At 62.8% G+C, this 19,940-nt stretch carries 23 protein-coding genes and 1 pseudogene; 17 read left to right on the top strand and 7 right to left on the bottom strand.

What is annotated here, in order from left to right; genetic code table 11:
* Nucleotides 1–3: 3 nt before the first annotated feature.
* From EFB14_RS26995 to EFB14_RS27005, 3 genes are all read right to left on the bottom strand, one after another.
* The gene (locus tag EFB14_RS26995) at nucleotides 4–798 is read right to left on the bottom strand and encodes a helix-turn-helix domain-containing protein (protein WP_126829565.1); all 795 of its coding nucleotides are present in this window, start codon (nucleotides 796–798) and stop codon (nucleotides 4–6) included.
* Nucleotides 798–1,163, bottom strand: a complete 366-nt coding sequence (locus tag EFB14_RS27000; protein WP_125848137.1) for a nuclear transport factor 2 family protein — start codon at nucleotides 1,161–1,163, stop codon at nucleotides 798–800. The genes EFB14_RS26995 and EFB14_RS27000 overlap by 1 nt, the downstream gene beginning before the upstream one ends.
* 109 nt (nucleotides 1,164–1,272) lie before the next feature.
* Nucleotides 1,273–2,058, bottom strand: a complete 786-nt coding sequence (locus EFB14_RS27005) for a TSUP family transporter (protein WP_126829566.1) — start codon at nucleotides 2,056–2,058, stop codon at nucleotides 1,273–1,275.
* Between the two features lie 95 nt (nucleotides 2,059–2,153).
* Between EFB14_RS27005 and EFB14_RS27010 the strand changes: the two genes are divergently transcribed.
* The 8 genes from EFB14_RS27010 (at nucleotide 2,154) to EFB14_RS27045 (ending at nucleotide 9,071) form a co-directional block, all read left to right on the top strand.
* Nucleotides 2,154–2,573 (top strand): cobalamin biosynthesis protein, encoded by a 420-nt coding sequence (locus EFB14_RS27010; protein WP_126829567.1) that lies wholly within the window; start codon nucleotides 2,154–2,156, stop codon nucleotides 2,571–2,573.
* A 170-nt stretch (nucleotides 2,574–2,743) separates the two neighbouring features.
* Nucleotides 2,744–3,694, top strand: a complete 951-nt coding sequence (locus tag EFB14_RS27015; protein ID WP_126829568.1) for a nucleoside hydrolase — start codon at nucleotides 2,744–2,746, stop codon at nucleotides 3,692–3,694.
* 354 nt (nucleotides 3,695–4,048) lie between these two features.
* Nucleotides 4,049–4,888, top strand: a complete 840-nt coding sequence (cobA, locus tag EFB14_RS27020; RefSeq protein ID WP_126829569.1) for a uroporphyrinogen-III C-methyltransferase — start codon at nucleotides 4,049–4,051, stop codon at nucleotides 4,886–4,888.
* Nucleotides 4,885–6,192 carry a cobyrinic acid a,c-diamide synthase CobB gene (locus EFB14_RS27025; protein ID WP_126829570.1) on the top strand — a complete coding sequence of 436 codons (1,308 nt, stop codon included), beginning with the start codon at nucleotides 4,885–4,887 and terminating at the stop codon, nucleotides 6,190–6,192. Before cobA ends, EFB14_RS27025 begins: the two co-directional genes overlap by 4 nt.
* The gene (gene cobD / locus EFB14_RS27030; protein WP_126829571.1) at nucleotides 6,189–7,232 is read left to right on the top strand and encodes a threonine-phosphate decarboxylase CobD; all 1,044 of its coding nucleotides are present in this window, start codon (nucleotides 6,189–6,191) and stop codon (nucleotides 7,230–7,232) included. The genes EFB14_RS27025 and cobD overlap by 4 nt, the downstream gene beginning before the upstream one ends.
* Complete coding sequence (cbiB, locus tag EFB14_RS27035) at nucleotides 7,229–8,209, top strand: adenosylcobinamide-phosphate synthase CbiB (RefSeq protein WP_126829572.1); 981 nt, start codon at nucleotides 7,229–7,231, stop codon at nucleotides 8,207–8,209. The genes cobD and cbiB overlap by 4 nt, the downstream gene beginning before the upstream one ends.
* 85 nt (nucleotides 8,210–8,294) lie before the next feature.
* Entirely contained in the window at nucleotides 8,295–8,495 is a 201-nt protein-coding gene (locus EFB14_RS27040) for an ECs_2282 family putative zinc-binding protein (protein ID WP_126829573.1), read from the top strand.
* A gap of 147 nt (nucleotides 8,496–8,642) precedes the next feature.
* Nucleotides 8,643–9,071, top strand: coding sequence for a L,D-transpeptidase (locus tag EFB14_RS27045; protein ID WP_126829574.1), 429 nt, complete (start codon nucleotides 8,643–8,645; stop codon nucleotides 9,069–9,071).
* Here EFB14_RS27045 and EFB14_RS27050 read toward each other — a convergent pair.
* Nucleotides 9,061–9,780, bottom strand: a complete 720-nt coding sequence (locus tag EFB14_RS27050; protein ID WP_126829575.1) for a Crp/Fnr family transcriptional regulator — start codon at nucleotides 9,778–9,780, stop codon at nucleotides 9,061–9,063. The two genes, EFB14_RS27045 and EFB14_RS27050, sit on opposite strands and share 11 nt — an antisense overlap.
* 93 nt (nucleotides 9,781–9,873) lie before the next feature.
* On the opposite strand from EFB14_RS27050, the gene EFB14_RS27055 reads away from it, so the two are divergent.
* The 8 genes from EFB14_RS27055 (at nucleotide 9,874) to EFB14_RS27090 (ending at nucleotide 16,590) form a co-directional block, all read left to right on the top strand.
* The gene (locus tag EFB14_RS27055) at nucleotides 9,874–10,089 is read left to right on the top strand and encodes a hypothetical protein (protein WP_126829576.1); all 216 of its coding nucleotides are present in this window, start codon (nucleotides 9,874–9,876) and stop codon (nucleotides 10,087–10,089) included.
* A 107-nt stretch (nucleotides 10,090–10,196) separates the two neighbouring features.
* The gene (locus tag EFB14_RS27060) at nucleotides 10,197–10,475 is read left to right on the top strand and encodes an acyl carrier protein (RefSeq protein WP_003540486.1); all 279 of its coding nucleotides are present in this window, start codon (nucleotides 10,197–10,199) and stop codon (nucleotides 10,473–10,475) included.
* Nucleotides 10,476–10,588: 113 nt separating this feature from the next.
* A complete protein-coding gene (locus EFB14_RS27065) occupies nucleotides 10,589–11,071 on the top strand; it encodes a 3-hydroxyacyl-ACP dehydratase FabZ family protein (RefSeq protein WP_126829577.1) in 483 nt (160 codons plus the stop codon).
* Nucleotides 11,068–12,273 (top strand): beta-ketoacyl-ACP synthase, encoded by a 1,206-nt coding sequence (locus EFB14_RS27070; RefSeq protein WP_126829578.1) that lies wholly within the window; start codon nucleotides 11,068–11,070, stop codon nucleotides 12,271–12,273. The genes EFB14_RS27065 and EFB14_RS27070 overlap by 4 nt, the downstream gene beginning before the upstream one ends.
* Before the next feature lie 12 nt (nucleotides 12,274–12,285).
* Nucleotides 12,286–13,572 (top strand): beta-ketoacyl-ACP synthase, encoded by a 1,287-nt coding sequence (locus EFB14_RS27075; protein WP_126829579.1) that lies wholly within the window; start codon nucleotides 12,286–12,288, stop codon nucleotides 13,570–13,572.
* Nucleotides 13,573–13,628: 56 nt separating this feature from the next.
* Nucleotides 13,629–14,657, top strand: coding sequence for a zinc-binding dehydrogenase (locus EFB14_RS27080; RefSeq protein ID WP_003564229.1), 1,029 nt, complete (start codon nucleotides 13,629–13,631; stop codon nucleotides 14,655–14,657).
* A 7-nt stretch (nucleotides 14,658–14,664) separates the two neighbouring features.
* Complete coding sequence (locus tag EFB14_RS27085; RefSeq protein WP_126829580.1) at nucleotides 14,665–15,597, top strand: lipid A biosynthesis lauroyl acyltransferase; 933 nt, start codon at nucleotides 14,665–14,667, stop codon at nucleotides 15,595–15,597.
* Nucleotides 15,598–15,891: 294 nt separating this feature from the next.
* Complete coding sequence (locus EFB14_RS27090; protein ID WP_126829618.1) at nucleotides 15,892–16,590, top strand: PAS domain-containing protein; 699 nt, start codon at nucleotides 15,892–15,894, stop codon at nucleotides 16,588–16,590.
* Between the two features lie 15 nt (nucleotides 16,591–16,605).
* Here the strand turns inward: EFB14_RS27090 and EFB14_RS27095 are convergent, their stop codons facing one another.
* From EFB14_RS27095 to EFB14_RS27105, 3 genes and pseudogenes are all read right to left on the bottom strand, one after another.
* Nucleotides 16,606–16,974 carry a VOC family protein gene (locus tag EFB14_RS27095; protein ID WP_125848103.1) on the bottom strand — a complete coding sequence of 123 codons (369 nt, stop codon included), beginning with the start codon at nucleotides 16,972–16,974 and terminating at the stop codon, nucleotides 16,606–16,608.
* The gene (locus EFB14_RS27100) at nucleotides 16,975–17,373 is read right to left on the bottom strand and encodes an SRPBCC family protein (protein ID WP_126829581.1); all 399 of its coding nucleotides are present in this window, start codon (nucleotides 17,371–17,373) and stop codon (nucleotides 16,975–16,977) included.
* A gap of 82 nt (nucleotides 17,374–17,455) precedes the next feature.
* Nucleotides 17,456–18,226 (bottom strand): annotated as a pseudogene (locus EFB14_RS27105) (helix-turn-helix domain-containing protein); the annotation flags it as partial.
* Between the two features lie 210 nt (nucleotides 18,227–18,436).
* On the opposite strand from EFB14_RS27105, the gene gndA reads away from it, so the two are divergent.
* Entirely contained in the window at nucleotides 18,437–19,888 is a 1,452-nt protein-coding gene (gene gndA / locus EFB14_RS27110) for an NADP-dependent phosphogluconate dehydrogenase (RefSeq protein ID WP_183605075.1), read from the top strand.
* Nucleotides 19,889–19,940: the final 52 nt, after the last annotated feature.

The raw sequence follows: 19,940 nt of genomic DNA on the forward strand, positions 1-19,940 counted from the left end.
TCCTTAATTGGCGAGATGGCCGCGCAGGATCGCGGCCGTTTCTTCGTCTGCCGGGAAGAAGGATTCGATTGCGAGTTCCGAGAGGGTGATATCGACGGGAGTACCGAAGACGGTCGTCGTCGAGATGAGGGAGAGCAGGCCGGCCTTGGTTGAAAGCTGTAGGGGTACGGCGATACCGGCCAGATCGGTATGGGTCTTGCCAGCATTTTCGGGCGCGGGATAGGACAGCAGTTCCTTCAGCAGCTTTTCCAGCACCGGATCGCCCGAGACCGATATCTGCTGACGCAGCCGGTCGAGAAGATGAGCGCGCCATTCCGGGAGATTGGCGATGTGGGGCGCCAGGCCTTGCGGATGCAGGCTGAGACGCAGCACGTTGACTGGCGGTTCCAGCAGGGAATGATCGGTAACGGCTTCGAGCAGCGGCGCGATGGCGGCGTTGGCGGCAACCAGCATCCAGTGGCGGTCGATGGCGATGGCCGGGTAGGGCTCGTGGCCTTTCAGCACCATGTCGATAGCGCGTCGCGCCGGCTCAAGTGCGGGATCATCCAACCTGCGTTCGGCAAAGACGGGGGCGAAACCCGCCGCGAGCAGCAGCGGATTGCGATCACGTAAGGGGACTCCGAGGCGTTCGGCGAGATGCAGCAGCATTTCGCGGCTGGGGGTCGAGCGCCCGCTCTCGATGAAGCTCAGGTGCCGTTGGGAGATTTCGGCTTCCAGCGCCAGATCCAGCTGGCTCATGTGGCGGCGCTGGCGCCATTCGCGCAGATGATCTCCGAGAGAGCGGGCGGTCTGCGTCATCAGGCGGCTTCCGGCAGGAGATCGATGAAGCCGCGGACGGATTTCAGCCTGCCGTCTTCGAGCTCGGCGAAATCCGTGCCCTTGATCAGTGCTTCGCCGTTCTCAGGACCGAGGCCCCAGGAGAAGCGCAGGTTGTTTCCGTAGCCATCGGCCGTGCCGATCAATTCGAAGCGGAAGCCGGGGAAGCGGCTCTGCACGGCCTCGACCAGAGAATTGATCTGCTCGTGGCCTTCGCCGCGCATCAGCGGGTCGATATAGGTCGCGGCTTCCGTCCAGCTCTCGGCGATGAGGGCGCGGCGGCGCGCGGCATCCGTCTCGTTCCAGATGGCGAGGTAGCGCTCGGCGTTGGTCTTTGCGTCGTTCATCGGGTCATCTCCTTTGATCGCCTGTTTATTCAGGCAGGTCGATCATGCGGGAAGGCGGTGCACCCTATCAATTACGTCAGAGGTAATGGAAGGCGGTCAAGGGGCTCGGTCAGATGCCGAGCCAGACGCGCAGTGGATTTGCCGGGTCGGCGAGCAGCTTTATCGCAAGGGCGACGCAGACGATCACCAGCAGCGGCTTGATGAGCTTTGCGCCGATGCGCATGGCGAGCCGGGAACCCAGCTGTGCGCCTAGGAACTGGCAGACACCCATCAACAGGCCGATCTTCCAGAGGATCGCGCCGAAGCTTGCGAAGACGATCAGCGCGCCGAGGTTCGAGCCGAAATTGAGAAGCTTGGTGTGGGCGGTGGCCTTCAGCACGCCGAAGCCGGCGAGCGTGACGAAGGAGAGCATGAAGAAGGAACCGGTGCCGGGGCCGAAAACGCCGTCATAGAAGCCGATGGCGGGCACCAGCGTCAGGCCGAAGGCGAAGGGCGTAACGAGACGGTGGGTGTCGAGGTCGTTGAGATTAGGCTTGACGGCAAAGAAGATCGCAATCGCCAGGAGCAGCACCGGCATGATCGCCTGCAGCACCTGTCCGGGCACGATCGTCGCAAGGGCAGCGCCGATCGCCCCCCCCATGACGGCCATTAGCGCCATCGGCAGCTGTTCGTGAAGCTGCACATGGCCCTTGCGGGCGTAGGCGATCGTTGCCGAGGCGGCGCCGAAGATCGATTGCACCTTGTTGGTGCCGAGCGTCTGCAGCGGCGGAATGCCGGCGATCAGCATGGCGGGAACGGTGATCAGGCCGCCGCCGCCGGCAATGGCATCGACGAAACCGGCAAAGAAAGCAGCCGCGCAGAGCAGCAGAAGCAGATGGAGGGCGATGTCAGGCAAGATGATATTCCGGAAGGGCTTTCAGCCGGTCTTGTTGCATTTGCCGCGCCAAGCTGCAATGGCTGCAAGGACACAGCGGGGCGCATTCGACTTACATGAGCGACATTCCCTTCGACAGCACAAGGCGCCATGTGCTCGGGCTCGGCTGCGAGCGCGGGACGACGGTTGCTGAGGTGCTGGCGCTGGCCATCGAGGCGCTTGATGCCGTCGGGATCGGCGCGGCGGAGCTTGCGGCCGTTGCCACCATCGACAGCCGCAGGCTGGAGGCGGCGATCCTTGCCGTTGCGAGACATTTCGCCGTGCCTGCCGTCTTCTTCGATGCCGCGCGGCTGGAAGAGGAAACGCCACGGCTCAAAAGTCCGTCCGAGATCGTCTTTGCCCGCGTCGGCTGCCATGGCGTGGCGGAATCGGCGGCACTTGCTGCGCTTGGCGCGGATGCGGAACTGGTGCTCGGCAAGATCAAATCTGCGCATGCGACAGTGGCGATTGCCTGCATCGGGTTGCAGAAAGACTGATCGGCGCTATGTTGGCGGCAATTTGCAGCGCCATCCGGCAGCTTCGCGATTCACATCTAGAGCAATTCCGTTTTCTTCGAATCACGGAAGTGCTCTATCCCTTTGTTTCAACGCAGTTCCGGACGCAAAACCGCTGCGCACTTTTGCTGGAATTGCTCTAGAGGATACACATGCACAAGGTCATTTATGACACGGATCCCGGCGTCGACGACGCCATGGCGCTTCTTTTTCTGCACCGCCATCCCGAGATCGATCTGATCGGCATCACGACTGTTTTCGGCAATGCTTCGGTCGAGACGACGACGCGCAATGCGCTTTTCCTCAAGCGAGAATGGGATATCGCGGCACCGGTCGCCAAGGGCGCCAGCGTCACCATCGATCCGGCGCGCGCGGAACGGGAATGGCCGGCCATGGTGCATGGCCACAACGGCCTCGGCAATATCGACGTGCCCGAGACGGTCGATCTGCCGCTCGATCCGCGCCCGGCGCATCGTTTCATCATCGACACGGTGCGCGCCAACCCCGGTGAGATCAGGCTTGTGGCCGTCGGACGGATGACTAATCTGGCGCTGGCGCTGAAGGAAGCCCCTGAGATTGCGACGCTGGTCAAGGACGTTGTCATCATGGGCGGCAATTTCTATGTGCCGGGCAATGTCTCGCCGGTCGCCGAAGCCAATATCCATGGCGATCCCGAAGCCGCCGATATCGTGATGACCGCGCCATGGAAGGTCGTCGTCATCGGCCTCGACGTCACCTCGATCACCACGATGAGCCGCAGCTATCTCGGTGAAATAGCGGTGCAGGGCGACAAGGCGGTCAAGCAGCTCGACGCGCTGTCTCAGCACTACATCGATTTCTACGCCCATGCGGTCGAGGATGGCATGATGGTGCATGACAGCTGCGCTTCGGTCTATGTCGTGGCGCCCGAGCTTTTCACCACGATCACCGGCGCGGTACGCGTCGTCTGCGGCGGCATTGCCGATGGCCAGACGGTCGTCAAGGCGGATGGCCGCCGCTTCCCGCCTGGCGACTGGGATGGCCTGCCGAGCCAGGTCGTCGCCACGGGAATCGAGTCGGAAAAGGTGGTCGATCTGATCCGCGGGACGATTCTGCGCGTCTGAGTGCCCGGAAGGCCGGCTGCGTCGCGGCAACAGGCTGATGGCACAGTCGGCCAACGGCTCTTTCGTCATGCTCGGGCTTGTCCCGAGCATCTGCAGCTGGTCGATATGTAGCAGATCCTCGGCACAAGGCCGAGGATGACGCCGAATAAAAGGCGAGGCTTGTCGACAAATCGACGGGCGGCAGTAAGCGCTCGCGCATGTCGATAATATTATAATATATTCATGTCGTTAAGTGGCGCTTCTGCCAAATCGAATCCGCTCGTTCGCAAAGTGAGTCATGGTCATCTCAGCAACTTCAAGTGAGGCGGTGCTGGCGGCGTTGACCTTGCCGCTTGCGGGGCCTAGATCAACAAAATGTTGAATAGCGCATTCTCTCATCTTCCGGCGTTGGAGCCGGGCAGCGTCTGGCTCGTCGGGGCCGGTCCCGGCGATCCCGGGCTGTTGACGCTGCTTGCCGCCAAGGGGCTCGCGGAAGCCGATGTGATCGTCCATGACGCGCTTGTTAACGAGGACTGTCTGAAGCTCGCCCGATCGGGTGCGGAACTCGAATATGCCGGCAAACGCGGCGGCAAGCCCTCGGCCAAGCAGCGGGATATTTCGCTCAGGCTGGTGGAGTTGGCGCGCGCCGGCAAGAAGGTGCTTCGGCTGAAGGGCGGCGATCCCTTCGTTTTCGGCCGTGGCGGCGAGGAAGCGCTGATGCTGGTGGAGCACAATATCCCTTTCCGCATTGTGCCGGGCATCACCGCCGGCATCGGCGGGCTTGCCTATGCCGGCATTCCCGTGACGCATCGCGACATCAACCACGCCGTGACCTTTCTCACCGGCCATGATTCCTCCGGCATCGTGCCCGACAGGATCGACTGGGACGCAATCGGCCGGGGCTCGCCCGTCATCGTCATGTATATGGCGATGAAGCATATCGCCGAGATCAGCGCCAATCTCATCGCAGCCGGCCGGCCGCCATCCGAACCGGTCGCCTTCGTCTGCAATGCCGCCACCGGCCGGCAGCAGGTGCTGGAAACGACGCTGGGCGAGGCTTCGGCCGCCATCGCGGCCTCCGGGCTCGAGCCGCCTGCAGTGGTCGTCGTCGGCGAAGTGGTGCGGCTCCGGGCCTCGCTCGACTGGCTCGGCGCACTGGCCGGCAGGCGCCTGCAACCCGATCCGTTTCGCCGGTCCGGCAAGGTGCTGGCATGAGCGGCCTCCTGATCGCAGCTCCTTCCTCCGGCGCCGGCAAGACGACGGTGACGCTCGGGCTGCTCCGGGCGCTTCGGCGTCGCGGCATCGCTGTTGCGCCCGGCAAAGCCGGCCCCGACTACATCGATCCCGCTTTCCATGCGGCCGCAGGCGGCACGCCCTGCCTGAATTTCGACCCCTGGGCGATGCGCCCTGAACTGATCTCGGCCAATGCGGCCCTTCATCGCTCCGGCGACCGCATTCTCGTCGTCGAGGCGATGATGGGGCTCTTCGACGGAGCGGCCGACGGCAAGGGAACGGCGGCTGATCTTGCCGCCCAGCTTGGCCTTTCCGTCGTGCTCGTCGTCGATGCCTCGCGCATGTCGCACTCCGTTGCGCCTCTGGTTGCGGGTTTTGCCGGCTTCCGCGCCGATGTCCGCGTCGCCGGCGTCATCCTCAACAAGGTCGGCAGCGACCGGCATGAGGCGATGCTGCGCCAGGCGCTGGAGGCGATCCGGATGCCCGTCGTCGCCGTCATCGGGGCTGACAAGACGCTTTCCCTGCCGGAACGTCATCTCGGGCTCGTGCAGGCCGGCGAACATACAGGCATCGAAAGCTTCATCGACCATGCGGCGGACGCCGTCTCCGAGGAATGCAATTTCGAATTCCTGCTGCGCATCGCAAGGCAGGGGCTCAACCGCCCGTCGGCCGCCAATATCGACCGGCTGATGCCGCTGGGCGCCCGCGTCGCGGTGGCGCGCGACATCGCCTTTGCTTTTTCCTACGAGCATATGCTGCTCGGCTGGCGGCGGCGCGGGGCAGCGATCTCCTTCTTCTCGCCGCTTGCCGACGAAGCGCCGGCTGCCGATGCCGATGCGATCTATCTGCCCGGCGGTTATCCGGAGCTGCATGCTGGCAGGCTTGCCGAGGCCAAGACTTTCCGTGCCGGCCTTCTCGATGCGGCGGCGCGCGGCATCAGGATCTACGGCGAATGCGGCGGCTACATGGTGCTGGGTGAGGGGTTGATCGATGCGGGCGGCAAGCGCCACGAGATGCTCGGGCTGCTGCCCGTTGTCACCAGCTATGCGGAGCGCAAGCGCCATCTCGGCTATCGCCGGGTGACGCCGCTCGACGGGGCCTTCTTCTCGCGGACGATGACGGCGCATGAATTCCACTATTCCACCGTCGTCTCCGAGGGTGAGGGGAAGCGGCTGTTTGCGACGCAAGATGCGCTCGGAACCGATCTGGGTGCCGCCGGTCTCAGACGCGATCAGGTTGCGGGCTCCTACATGCATCTGATCGACCTTACCGGGGCGGCCGCATGAGCGCCCCGATCGCCCATGGCGGCGGCATCACCGCCGCCGCGGCTGCCTTCGGCGGCCAGCCGGAAGACTGGCTCGACCTTTCCACCGGCATTAATCCATGCCCCGTCGCTCTGCCCGAGATCCCGGCGAGGGCCTGGCACCGCCTGCCGGACAGGCATCTCGTTGACGAGGCGCGGCGCGCGGCGCGCGATTACTACGGCTGCGGCGAGATCCTGCCGTTGCCGGTGCCCGGCACGCAATCGGTAATACAGCTTCTGCCGACGCTGGTTCGGCAGCACAGCGAAGCTGCCGTGACGGACAACAGAGTTGCCGTTACGGACGACAGGATCGCCGTGGTGTCTCCGACCTATGGCGAATATGCGCGGACCTTCGCCGCGGCCGGTTTTGCCGTCGATGCGGTCGGCGATATCGCTGCAATCGGCGCGGAGCACAGGCTTGCCGTCGTCGTCAATCCCAACAATCCGGATGGGCGCGCCTGGCCGGCCGAAATGCTGATTGCCTTGCACGACACGATGAAATCGCAAAATGGCCTGCTCGTCGTCGACGAGGCCTTCGGCGATGCTGATCCGGCGCTGAGCCTTGCGGCTCGCGCAGAAGAGCTTTCCAACCTGGTGATCTTCCGCTCCTTCGGCAAGTTCTTCGGGCTTGCCGGCCTGCGGCTCGGTTTCGCGATTGCCCAGGGCGATATTCTCGAGCGTTTCGAGGAGTGGCTCGGTCCCTGGGCGGTCTCCGGCCCGGCTCTATCGCTGGCCGACTCGCTGCTGCGCCAGGACGTGTCCGCGATCCGCCGCCGCATCAATGAACGCAGCGCCGGCCTACATAGCGTGCTAACCGGCGCCCCTTTGCGGATCGCAGGCGGAACTGCGCTCTTCACCGTTGTCGCCGATGGAAGGGCCGGCGACATTTACACGCATCTCTGCCGCCATCATATTCTCGTCCGCAAGTTCGACTATGCGCGGGAGTGGCTGCGTTTCGGGCTCACACCCGATCCGGCGGCCGACAGGCGGCTTGGCGAAGCCCTTCAGAGATTTGAGCGATGACGATCGACGAAAACCTTCTCGTGCTGCTTCTGGCGCTGCTGCTCGACCGGCTCATGGGCGATCCGCAATGGCTGTGGTCGCGGCTGCCGCATCCCGTCGTCCTTTTCGGCGAGGCGATCTCCTTTGCCGACCGAAAGTTCAACAATGCGAGCCTGAAGGGGTCGCAGCGCCGGATGAACGGTGTTGCCGCCATCCTGGCGCTGCTTCTCGTGGCCGTCATCGCAGGCATCGTGTTCAACCGTTTCTTCGCGCTCTTCGGCCCGATCGGCATCCTGCTCGAAACCGGGCTGGTGGCGATTTTCCTCGCGCAGAAAAGCCTTGCCGATCACGTTGGGGCCGTTGCCGCCGCGCTTCGGGACGAGGGGCTTGCCGGCGGACGGGCCGCCGTCTCCCGCATCGTCGGGCGCGATCCCGAGACGCTGGACGAACCGGCCGTCTGCCGTGCGGCGATTGAAAGCCTTGCTGAGAATTTCTCCGACGGCGTCGTGGCGCCGGCGCTCTGGTATGCCGTGTTCGGCCTGCCGGGGCTGCTTGCCTATAAGATGCTGAACACCGCGGATTCGATGATCGGCCACAAGTCGGAAAAATACATCGATTTCGGCTGGGCCTCGGCCCGACTCGACGATCTCGCCAACTGGCCGGCCGCCCGGCTTTCCATCCTGCTGATTGCCGCCGGCGCCTGGCTTCGGCGGGGCACGAGCGCCTGCCGCGAGGCGATCCGCGTGGCGATCCGCGACGGCGGCCTGCACCGTTCGCCGAATTCCGGCCGGCCGGAGGCGGCAATGGCAGGGGCGCTGAATGTCCAGCTCGCCGGCCCCCGCATCTATGGCGGCGTCGTCGTGACCGAGCCGATGATCAACAATCCCGGCCGCGACCTTGCAACATCGCGCGATGTTGAGGACGGCATATCGGTGTTTCATGCGAGCTGCACGGTGCTTGCCGGCATGACGTTCGGGTTGTTCCTGTGTCTTTTGTAGGGGTACCCCACCGTACACTCCTGTGGACACGCCCCACTCAAACGTTTATGCGAAACGCCTCATATCTCAGAGCGAAAAGAGAGCCATGACAGTTCAGGTTGAATTACCGTGCCCGAAGTGCAAGAGCACCAAGATGAAGTTCGAGCGGGCCGAGATCCGGGAGACCGACATCATCACCTGTGCTGCCTGCGGGCATAATCTCGGCACGATGGCCTCGATCCGCGAGAAGATGAACAAGGCCTACCAAAAGCTCAAGCAGCCTTCGGCGGCGCGCAAGCTCCAGTGAGCCGGCGCCGCTGCTTGCGGCTTACTTCCGCTTTTGCTTGTTAGAGTTGTGATTACCATTCGGGTTAAAGCTATATAATAAGTATTGCCATAGTCTCTCTGTCGTGAGGGCGCAGTTAAAACTGCGCGAGTGCGAAGAGGGATTATCATGAAGACGATTTTGGCGGCCGCGGCCGCAAGTTTATTGCTGCAGTTTTCTCCCGTTGCCGCCGAGGCGGCGACCCTGGTTGCCAATATCAGCATCGGCAAGCAGACGATGACCGTCACCGAGAACGGTTGGGTGAAGTATCGTTGGAAGGTTTCCACCGCGCGCAACGGCTATGTCACGCCGACCGGTTCGTGGAGCGCCAAATGGCTGTCGCGCGATCACCGCTCCCGGAAATACGACAATGCGCCGATGCCCTACGCCGTATTCTTCAACGGCGGTTATGCCGTTCACGCCACCTACGACCTGAAGCGTCTGGGCACGCCCGCCTCGCATGGCTGTGTCCGCCTGCATCCCGACCACGCGGCGCAGTTCTTCTCGCTGGCGCGGGAGGTCGGTCTCGCTAATACCCGCGTGGTTATCACGCGGTAATTCTCTCCAGTTCATCCATATCGGGAACGATGATGTGCCTGGAGTTCTCGATCAGGATGATGCCCCGCTTGCGCAATCTGGTCATCTGACGGCTGACGGTTTCGATCGTCAGCCCCAGGAAATCGGCGATCTCGGCGCGTGACAGCGGCAGGTCGAAGGCGGCGCTCGTTGCCGTTTGCGGCTCGGCGTGGGTGGCGATGAGATAGAGAAGGCTTGCGACTTTCTCTTCCGCCGTGCGCCGGCCGAGCGTCAGCATCCATTCACGCGCGGCATCCAATTCCTTCAGCGCCTGGTCGTGCAGGCTGCGCTGCAGTTCCGGCGTTTCCGATATCATGCGGTCGAACAGGTTGCGGGGGAAGACGCAGATTTCTGCATCCGTCGCAGCCTCGGCCGACAGCGTGCTTTCGCGCACGAAGGGCCTGCCGACGAAATCGGGGGCGAATTGCAGGCCGACGATCTGCTGGCGCCCATCCGGCATCATCTTGCAGAGCTTCACCACCCCGGACATGATATTCGAATAGAACGAGCTTTCCGACCCTTGAGCGATGATTTCGCAGCCTGCCTCCATCTTGCGGCGCAGCGAGTGGCGGTTGAGTTCCTTCAGCTGGCGGCTCGACAGCGCGCCGCAGACAACGCCGTGCCGCGCCTGGCAGGAATGGCAGGCGAGGGGGATTCCGGCTTCGAGAATCTCACTGCGTGCGACGTCCATGTCCTGATCCCTTCGAAACCCGCGCATGCTTCAGCATGGGTTAGCATGCCGGAACGACGATGCCGCGTTCGCGGGGCGAGCTATCCCGATTTCTTGCGGCGCGGCTTGAGGATTATCAATTTCATCGGAGTCGGGTTTGATTCAGATCAAAGTTTCCAGCGTTTCCGCTTCTTCCGCGACGGCATCTCAGAGCTTGATTCGGACGGCTTCTTCGTCACGCAGGTCGAGCGGGTTTTCCGCCGTGGCATCGCCTTCCGCTTCGATGTCAGCGTCCGCACCTGCAAAGTCCGGCATTCCATTGCTGTTTAGGCAACACCCGATCGGCAAATTGCCGCAACGCCGGGACGAAAGCATTGGCTTTTGAAATGGATTTGCCTATGAGGGGGTTTAAATCGTCATTTCATGAGGTAGAGCGCGTGACCGCTACATTCGATAAAGTTGCCGACATTATTGCAGAAACCAGCGAGATCGATCGCGCCACGATCACGCCGGAAAGCCATACGATCGACGACCTCGGTATCGACAGCCTCGATTTCCTCGACATCGTCTTTGCGATCGACAAGGAATTCGGCATCAAGATCCCGCTCGAAAAGTGGACGCAGGAAGTCAACGAAGGCAAGGTTTCCACCGAAGAATATTTCGTGCTGAAGAACCTCTGCGCCAAGATCGACGAACTCAAAGCCGCCAAGGCTTGAAGCGACACCATCGTCTTTTTTTCACGCCCTGCCGCCGTTGATATGGCGGCCGGGCGATTTTGTTCCTAAGTAGGCCTTCCCAGGGCTTTTGCGCGTTGGGCCGGAGGATCCGAATGCTGCTGGAATATTTCCAGATGATTGACCGCGTCGAAGCGGTGGACCTGAAGAAGGGCACGCTTAGGGCGCGATCTGTCGTGCCGGCGAAAAGCCCCGTCTTCGAAGGCCATTTTCCCGGCATGCCGCTCGTTCCCGGCGTGCTCCTGATCGAGACCATGGCGCAGGCCTCCGGCATGCTGGTGCTTGCCGTCACTGATTTTGCCGCCATGCCCTTCCTGACGACGGTCGACGGCGCCAAGATGCGCACCTTCGTCGAACCCGAGGCCGTACTCGACATCGAGGCGGTGCTGGAACATGACGGTTCGGGTTTCGCGGTCACCAAGGCTAAAATCACCAGCGGCGGCAAGAAGGTGTGCGACGCGCAGCTGAAGCTGCGCACCATGCCGTTTTCCGAGGTGCCGCTCGGCGATATCGTGAAGAAACGTGCCGGCGAGATCGGGCTTCTCGAAGCGATCGCGGCGCAGGGAGTGATTGGATGAGCAAGGCTGCAAACGACGTCGTCATTTCGGGCATCGGCATCGTCACCTGTCAGGGTGTCGGCAAGGATGCGCATATCGCGCTGCTTTCGGCATCCAGCGCGCCGAAGGCGATCGTCGAGACCGAGAAATTCAAACCCTATCCGGTGCATCCGCTGCCTGAGATCGATTGGTCGCAGCAGATCGCCAAGCGCGGCGACCAGCGCCAGATGGAAAACTGGCAGCGCATCGGCGTTTTCGCCGCCGGGCTGGCGCTCGACGATGCCGGCTTCAAGGACGATATCGAAGCCTGCGGCACAATGGACATGATCGTGGCGGCCGGCGGCGGCGAGCGCGACATCAATGTCGATACGCTGATCGTCGACGAGGCGCTGAAGCGCAACGACCGCGAGCTGCTCTTGAACGAGAAGCTGACGACGGAGTTGAGGCCGACGCTGTTCCTCGCCCAGCTCTCCAACCTGCTTGCCGGCAATATCTCGATCGTCCACAAGGTCACCGGCTCCTCGCGCACCTTCATGGGCGAAGAAGCCGCCGGCATCTCTGCCGTTGAAACCGCCTTCTACCGTATCAAGTCGGGCGAATCCTCGCATGCGCTTGTTGGTGGCGCCTTTGCCGCCGAACGTCCCGACATGATCCTGCTCACCGAGGCGATCGGCGCCCATGCGCGCGGCGACTGGGCACCGCTCTGGTCGCGTAAATCAAGCGACGGCGGCGGCATGATCACCGGTTCAGCAGGCGCCTTCCTGGTGCTCGAATCGCGCAAGCACGCCGAAGCGCGCGGTGCCCATATCTATGCCGTCGTCGATGCGGTCGAGGGCGATCGCGGCAACCGCAATGCCGGCAATTTCGAAGTCCGCCTCGAGCGGCTTCTGGCGCCGGCCGCCCGGCTTGCGCCTGAGAGCACGACGATCTTTTCCGGCTCGACCGGCATGCACGATCTTGCCGCCCGCGAGCGTGCGGTGCTCGAACATCAATTGCCCGACGTTGCGATCCGCGGCTTCGGCGGCGTCACCGGCCATACGATCGAGACGCAGTTCACGCTGGGCCTGGCGCTCGCAGCCCTTGCCATTGACGGCAATGCCAAGGTGCCGCCGTTCGATGCGGCCCATGAAGGCCCGATGCGCGCCGGCACCAAGGCTGCCGTCGTGACGACGGTCGGGCACCAGCGCGGCGAGGGCGTCGCCGTTCTTTCCGCAGATGCGTGAGGAGTGAGAGATATGACAGCTTCCGCTTACCAGGATCATCTCGGCCGTCCGATCGTGGCGGTAACCGGCATGGGCATCATCACCTCGCTCGGCCAGGGCCTTTCCGACAACTGGGCAGCCCTTGCCTCCGGAACGTCGGGCATCCACGAGATCAACCGCTTCCCGACCGAGGGCCTGTCGACCAAGATCGCCGGCACTGTCGATTTCATCGGCATTCCTACGCCGAACGCCGTCGAGCGCTCCTATGCCTTCGCGCGGGAAACGACGATCGAAGCACTTGCCAATGCCGGCCTTTCCGGCGATTTCAACGGTCCGCTCTTCCTCGCCGCCCCGCCGATCGAGCCGGAATGGAGCGCGCGCTTCGAGCTTGCCGACCGCTCGCCGGCCTCCGATCATCCGGGGGATGCCTATGAGCGCTTCCTGACGGCACTGCGCCAGCGGCCGGATCCGGCCTTCCACGAGGCGGCCCTGTTCGGCGCGATTTCCGAGCGCCTTGCCGACCGGTTCGGAACGCGCGGCCTTCCCGTGACGCTGTCGACGGCCTGCGCCTCCGGCGCTACGGCGATCCAGCTCGGCATCGAGGCGATCCGCCAGGGCCGCACCGACCGGGCGCTGACGGTTGCGACCGACGGTTCGCTGAGTGCGGAAGCGCTGATCCGCTTCTCGCTGCTGTCTGCCCTTTCGACGCAGAACGATCCGCCGACCAAGGCCTCCAAGCCGTTCAGCAAGGATCGCGACGGCTTCGTCATCGCCGAGGGTGCGGCCACACTGGTGCTGGAATCGCTGGAAGCGGCGATTGCCCGCGGCGCTAAGGTGCTCGGCATCATGAAGGGTGCGGGCGACAAGGCCGATAGCTTCCACCGCACCCGGTCTTCGCCGGATGGCGCCCCGGCGATCGCAACGATCCGCGCGGCCCTTGCCGATGCCGGCATGAGCGAGGACGATATCGGCTATATCAATGCCCATGGCACCTCGACGCCTGAAAACGACAAGATGGAATATGGCTCGATGTCCGCCGTCTTCGGTGAGAAGCTGGTCGGCATTCCCGTCTCGTCCAACAAGTCGATGATCGGCCATACGCTGACGGCGGCCGGCGCCGTCGAGGCGGTCTTCTCGCTGCAGACCATGCTGACGGGCACGCTGCCGCCGACGATCAACTACAACAATCCCGATCCGTCGATCGTGCTCGATGTTGTGCCGAACAAGAAGCGGGAAGCCCAGGTTTCGGCCGTGCTTTCCAACTCTTTCGGCTTTGGCGGGCAGAATGCCAGCCTTGTCATGGCGCTCGAACCGGCTTAAGCGGTTCCCGACAAATTCAGGATAAGAAGACCGCCTAGAAGGCGAGGGATTTTGCCATGCGCGCTTTGCAACTGATCGACGACCGCAAGCTTGAGATCACCGACCTGCCGGAACCCGATGCCCCTGCCGCCGGCGAGGTGACGTTGCGCGTCAAGGCCGTGGCGCTCAACCATATCGATGTCTGGGGCTGGCGCGGCATGGCGTTTGCCAAGCGCAAGATGCCGCTCGTCATCGGCGCGGAAGCCTCCGGCGTCGTCGAAGCGATCGGTCCCGGCGTTGCCAACGTCCTGCCAGGCCAGCTCGTCTCGATCTATGGCGCGCGCACCTGCGGCCTCTGCCGCCCGTGCCGCGAAGGCCGCGACAATCTCTGCGAACATGTCTCCGGCGTGCACGGCTTCCATCTCGACGGCTTCGCGCAAGAGAAGGTGAACCTGCCGGCGCGCCTGCTCGTTCCGGCTCCTCCCGGCGTCGATGCGATCGGGGCGGCGCTTGCGCCCGTCACCTTCGGCACGGTCGAGCACATGCTGTTCGACAACGCCAAGCTCGAACCCGGCGAAACGATCCTCGTCCATGCAGGCGGCTCCGGCATCGGCACGGCGGCGATCCAGCTTGCCAAGAAGATCGGCTGCACTGTTATCACGACTGTCGGCTCCGATGACAAGATCGAGAAGGCAAAGGCGCTGGGCGCCGATCATGTCATCAACTACCGCACCGACCGCTTCGAAGGCGTGGTGCGCAAGCTCACCAAGAAGAAGGGCGTCGACGTCGTCTTCGAACATGTCGGCAAAGACACCTGGGCAGGCTCGATGCTCTGCATGAAGCGCGGCGGGCGGCTCGTCACCTGCGGTTCGACCTCCGGCGTTTCCACCGAGATGAACCTGATGATGCTCTTCCAGCAGCAATTGAAGCTGTTCGGCTCCTTCGGCTGCCGCATGGAAAACATGGCCGACGCCATGCAGAAGATGGGCCGTGGGCTCGTCCATCCCGTCATCGACACCGAAGTCAGCTTCAGCGATATCGACCGAGCGCTGGAGCGTATGGAATCGCGCCAGATCTTCGGCAAGATCATCCTGAAGATGGATTGAGTCCCAAGTGAAGCTTTTCATCACCCGGATCGTTCTGGCGCTCATGCACTTCCAGCAATGGCTGGTGGCGCAGGTGATGTTCGGCTTCCTGAATTTCCTCAAGCTGTTTCCGGCCGACGGCGCGATCCGCTTCGCCGACCGGATGATGCGGCGCATCGGCCCGCTGACCCGCCGCCACAGGCTGATGCTGACCAATCTGCGCAATGCCTTTCCTGAAAAGAGCGAGGCCGAGATCGAGGCGATCGCGCTTGGAAGCTGGGGCAACATGGGCAGGCTGGCGGCCGAATACGTCTTCCTCGACCAGCTGTTCGACTATGATCCTGAAAAATCGGAGCCGGGCAGGGTGGAGGTGTCGGGCATTCCGATCTTCCTCGACCTGCGGGACAATCCGCGCCCCTTCATTGTCTTTACCGGCCATACCGCCAATTTCGAGCTGCTGCCGGTGGCGGGCGCGGCCTTCGGGCTGACGGTGACCGTGCTCTTCCGCCCGCCGAACAATCCCTATATCGCCAAGAAGGTGTTCGATTTCAGGAGCGCGCGCATGGGCAAGCTGGTGCCCTCGCATGCAGGCTCCTCTTTCGCGCTCGCCCGCCAGCTGGAGGCGGGGCAGGGCGTGGGCGTGCTCGTCGACCAGAAGTTCCGCAAGGGGCTCAAGGGCATTTTCTTCGGGCGCGACGTGAAGACCAACCCGCTGCTGCCGAAGCTGGTGCGCCAGTTCAATTGCGAAGTCTATCCGGCCCGCTGCATCCGGTTGCCCGGAAACCGCTACAGGCTGGAAATTGAGCCGCGGCTTGATATGCCGCGCGACGCCAAGGGCAATCTCGACCTGCCGGCCGCCGCCCAGCTGCTCAATGACAAAGTGGAAAGCTGGGTGCGGGAGTATCCCGAACAGTGGCTGTGGTATCACGACCGCTGGCACATCAAGAAGACGCTTGCCTAAAGCGCGCCGTAATCTTTCAGATTCGCTCCTCGCGCTTTAGGTCTTTGTTTTTACACATGTCGTTACTGTAAAAACGACGACGCAGTCTTGCGCGACATGCTCTCTTACAAAAGCCAACCCTTATTTATCAGCGGTGAAAAGCGGCAGGTGCTCTCGGATTGAAACGGCGTACGCTTCATGTTACCCGTCACCACCAAGACGCGAATAATGTCTACTGCAGGGCCGCGTTTTTTCGAAAGATTCAGCGTTTCCGGTCGTGGACTCGTCTCTTGGGAATTGGGAGTGGGGAGCGTCTTGCTGGAGCTTTTTCGAGCCTTTTCCTTGCGTTGCACGCAAATAGAGGAAGCCATACGCCTGGGTGACGACCAGCGCGTCACGGCGCTCGACCGCCATGTCGAGCCGCTGGTGGAGGCTATCCTTGCCTGTCGGGCAGACAATCTTCTCGAAGTTTATATGCAACTTCAGTTTGTAAGCCATCTCATTGCTCGGGACGCCGACGACAGCGCCAGCGTGACCGAACACACGACGGTGCTTTCCTATCTGCTCGAGCGCTATTTCGGCACGCATGCGCCGGACTGGCGGCCTTTCCCGCAGGACGTGCGCGTCGAGCCGCCGGCGGCCTATGTGCCGGACACCGACAATGGCCAGTTCCTCAACGCGGTGATTCTCGAAAGCCTGCCGGATCGCGTGGCGGTACTGACCAGGGATTATCGCTATCTCTATTCCAATCCGGCCAACAGCGCCCATCTCAACAGGAAGCCGATGGAACTGATCGGCCGCCATGTTTCAGAATTCATCGGCGAGGAGCAGTTTGCGCAATGCGCCAAGCACAAGCTCGACGCCTGTTTTGCCGGCGAGCAGATCGAATACATTTACGAGCGGCCGACCGAAGATGCCGGATCGCGGCAGGTGCGCTGTCGCATGTCGCCGCTGCATGATGCAGGCGGCACGGTGATCGGCGCGCTTCTCGTCATGGAAGACATCGAGCAGTAGCCAGGGCTGACTTTCTCAGGCGCTCGCCCAGACCGCAAGTTCGTAACCGTCATGGTCGAGGAAATGAAAGCGCCGGCCGCCGGGGAAATCGGTGATCGGCCGGCAGATCGTGCCACCGGCCTTTTGGACCGAGGTCAGCACTTCTTCCAGATCCCTGGCATAGACGACAACAAGCGGGCCGCCCGGCCGCACGGGGCCAAAATCTGTAAAGCCGCCCTTCAGCCGGCCGTCGTCGAATTCGCAGTAGTTCGGGCCGTAATCGGTGAAACGCCAGCCGAAGGCCGAGCCGTAGAAAGCTTTGGCGGCGGCGATGTCGGCGACGTTGAATTCGACATAATCGATGCGGCGGTCGTTGTGTTCGGGGTTTTCTGATTTTTCGGCCATCTATCTCTCCATCAGGGCTTTCAGCATCGCGAGGTCTTTCTCGATATGGGCGGCGTCGGCGGAAAACTGCGCGTCGGTCATGCCGGGCAGGCGCAGCAGCGTGAACATGACCTCGCAGCCATCGCCGTTCGGGACGATGCGGAGTGCATTATAAACCCTTATGCCGGACGCGATGGTCACCGTGTGGTCGATCACGCCGAATTCATTGGCGGGCACGAAGCTCACCTTGACGGAGCCGAGCGGGCCGTGGGCGATCCAGTCGGCGCCGTCGGGATCGAGACCGCTTGCAAGACCGGAGGCCCAGAGCGGCATGTTCTCGGGCTTGCCGGCAAACTCATAGACGTCGCGCCAATCGCGCTCGATGGAGCGGTGGACGATTTTCGCAGGCATTGTCGGCATGGCTCGCAGGTCCTTCGCAACTCGTTTCCCTGGAATAACAGACCGGCCGGCGGCGTCTTGAACAAAACGGTCCGCCGGATGTTTTCCGCATGCCGAGCTGATCGAGAATGACGGTGGGCGTCAGCGTCGAGAGCTCGCCGACCTCGCGCGTCATATGGGCCTGGTCGGCAAAGCCCGCTTCAAGCGCAAGACAGGCAAGCGGCATCGTGTCCGAACTGCGGCATAGATCGAGGAAACGCTGGAACCGGCGGATCCGTTCCAGCGTCTTGGCGCCGTGACCGAAATGATGGTGGCAGCGGCGGCGCAGCTGCCTTTCGCTGATGCCGAGCAGGCCGGAGGCCTGGCGGCCTGTGTCGGCGGCGGCAAAGATCACCGCGGCGTCGCGGGCGGGCGCCTCTTCATCGCCTGCGGCCTCTTCGAGCAGACGGGCAAACAGCATCGCCGCGGCGGCTGGATCGGGACAATCCTGGAGCCGCGCCTCGAATTCGGCCGTGTCCTTCCGACCGATATCGGCGAGCGGCACCGAAAGGCCGACCAGCGCCGAAAGCGGCGTCTTCAGCCAGGATGCTGCGGCGCCGGGCGCAAACCGTGCGCCGATGACCGTCGTGCCCGGCCGGATGACAGGAAAAGCCGCCGTCCTGTCGGGGCCGGCGACCACAAGGCGGCCGCCGATCCAGAGGAGGTCGCAATAACCGTCCGGCACGATCGCCACCTTTGCCGGCGGTCCGTCGCGGAGCGTGTGTGACCAGAGGCGGCTGAAATGGCATCGCAGCGCCGGCGGCGGGGCGAATTCGCTGTAGCGGCCGGCGCTGGCCGCGAGCATCGCCATTTCTTTTGATTTTCCCGATGCCAATGCGAGATCTCCCGAGGCGCTGATGATAACATGCGACAAGGCATTGCGGGTACGTCGCTTGCGAAAATTTGCTGCCTGCCGATCACGCTGCGGCCGGCGGTTGTCGGACAAGTCCGGTCATCAAAGCTGCATTTCATCGGTTTTTGCGAACCGATTAGACCCTTGCCAGACTTGCCGTTTGATCGAGACAGTGCCACAACACCGGTCCAAATGACACATCGGAGGTTTGTCGTGGAAAAGGCAGAAATCGGACTGATCGGCCTTGCGGTCATGGGCTCCAACCTGGCGCTCAACATCGCGGAGAAAGGCAATAAAATCGCGGTCTTCAACCGCACGCCGGAGAAAACCGACGAATTCTACGAAAGCGCCGGCGATCTGAAAAAGCAGATCATTCCCTGCAAGACCATCGAGGAATTCGTCGAGGCGATCCGGCCGCCGCGCCCGATCATCATCATGATCAAGGCCGGCGACGCCGTCGACCAGCAGATGGAGCTGCTGCGCCCGCATCTTTCCAAGGGCGACATCATGATCGATGCCGGCAACGCCAATTTCCGCGACACCGTCGCCCGCTTCGACCGCCTGAAGAATACCGATCTGACCTTCATCGGCATGGGCGTATCCGGTGGCGAGGAAGGTGCGCGCCATGGGCCTTCGATCATGGTCGGCGGCACCGAGGAATCCTGGAAGCGCGTCGAAAAGGTGCTGACCTCGATTGCCGCCCGTTACAATGACGAGCCCTGCGTCGCCTGGCTCGGCAATGACGGCGCTGGCCATTTCGTCAAGACCATCCATAACGGCATCGAATATGCCGACATGCAGATGATCGCCGAAATCTACGGCATCCTGCGCGACGGCCTCGGCAAGAGCGCCTCTGATATCTCCGGCATCTTCGGCGAGTGGAACAAGGGCCGGTTGAACTCCTACCTGATCGAGATTTCCGAGAAGGTGCTTGCGGCGACCGATCCCGTCTCCGGCGGTCCGATGGTCGACATGATCCTCGACAAGGCGGGTCAGAAGGGCACCGGCAAGTGGTCGGCGATCGAGGCGCAGAACATGGGCATTCCGGCAACGGCGATCGAAGCCGCGGTCGCCGCCCGCAGCCTCTCCTCGATGAAGTCTGAGCGCGAAGCCGCCGAGAAGATCTTCGGCACGCAGGCCGTATCCTTCCCGATCGCCTACGGCCCAGAACTCAACAAGGACCTGGAACTGGCGCTTTTCGCCGCCAAGATCGGCGCCTATGCGCAGGGCTTTGCCGTGATGGCGGAAGCATCGCGCGAGTTCAACTGGTCGCTGCCGATGCCGACGATCGCCCGTATTTGGCGCGCCGGCTGCATCATCCGTTCGCAGTTCCTCGACGAGATCACCTCGGCCTTCACCAAGGCGCCGGATGCTGCCAACCTGATCGTGACGCCCGCCTTCTCGGAAATGGTCAAGGAATCGATCCCGGCGCTGCGCCGCGTCGTCGCCGCCGCCATTTCGGCTGGCCTGCCGGTGCCGGCGCTGACCTCGGCGCTCACCTATTTTGACGCCTACCGCCAGGGCAGGGGAACCGCCAACCTCATCCAGGCCCAGCGCGACTTCTTCGGCGCCCACGGCTTCGACCGCCTGGACGGCAAGGACTTCCACCACGGCCCCTGGGGCAGCGGTGCTTCGACCTTCTGAGGTTTGCTGAAAAGACATCGAGGAAGCCCGGCCGTCGCGCCGGGCTTTTTCG

The organism is Rhizobium fabae (assembly GCF_003985135.1).
Classification (GTDB): domain Bacteria; phylum Pseudomonadota; class Alphaproteobacteria; order Rhizobiales; family Rhizobiaceae; genus Rhizobium; species Rhizobium pisi.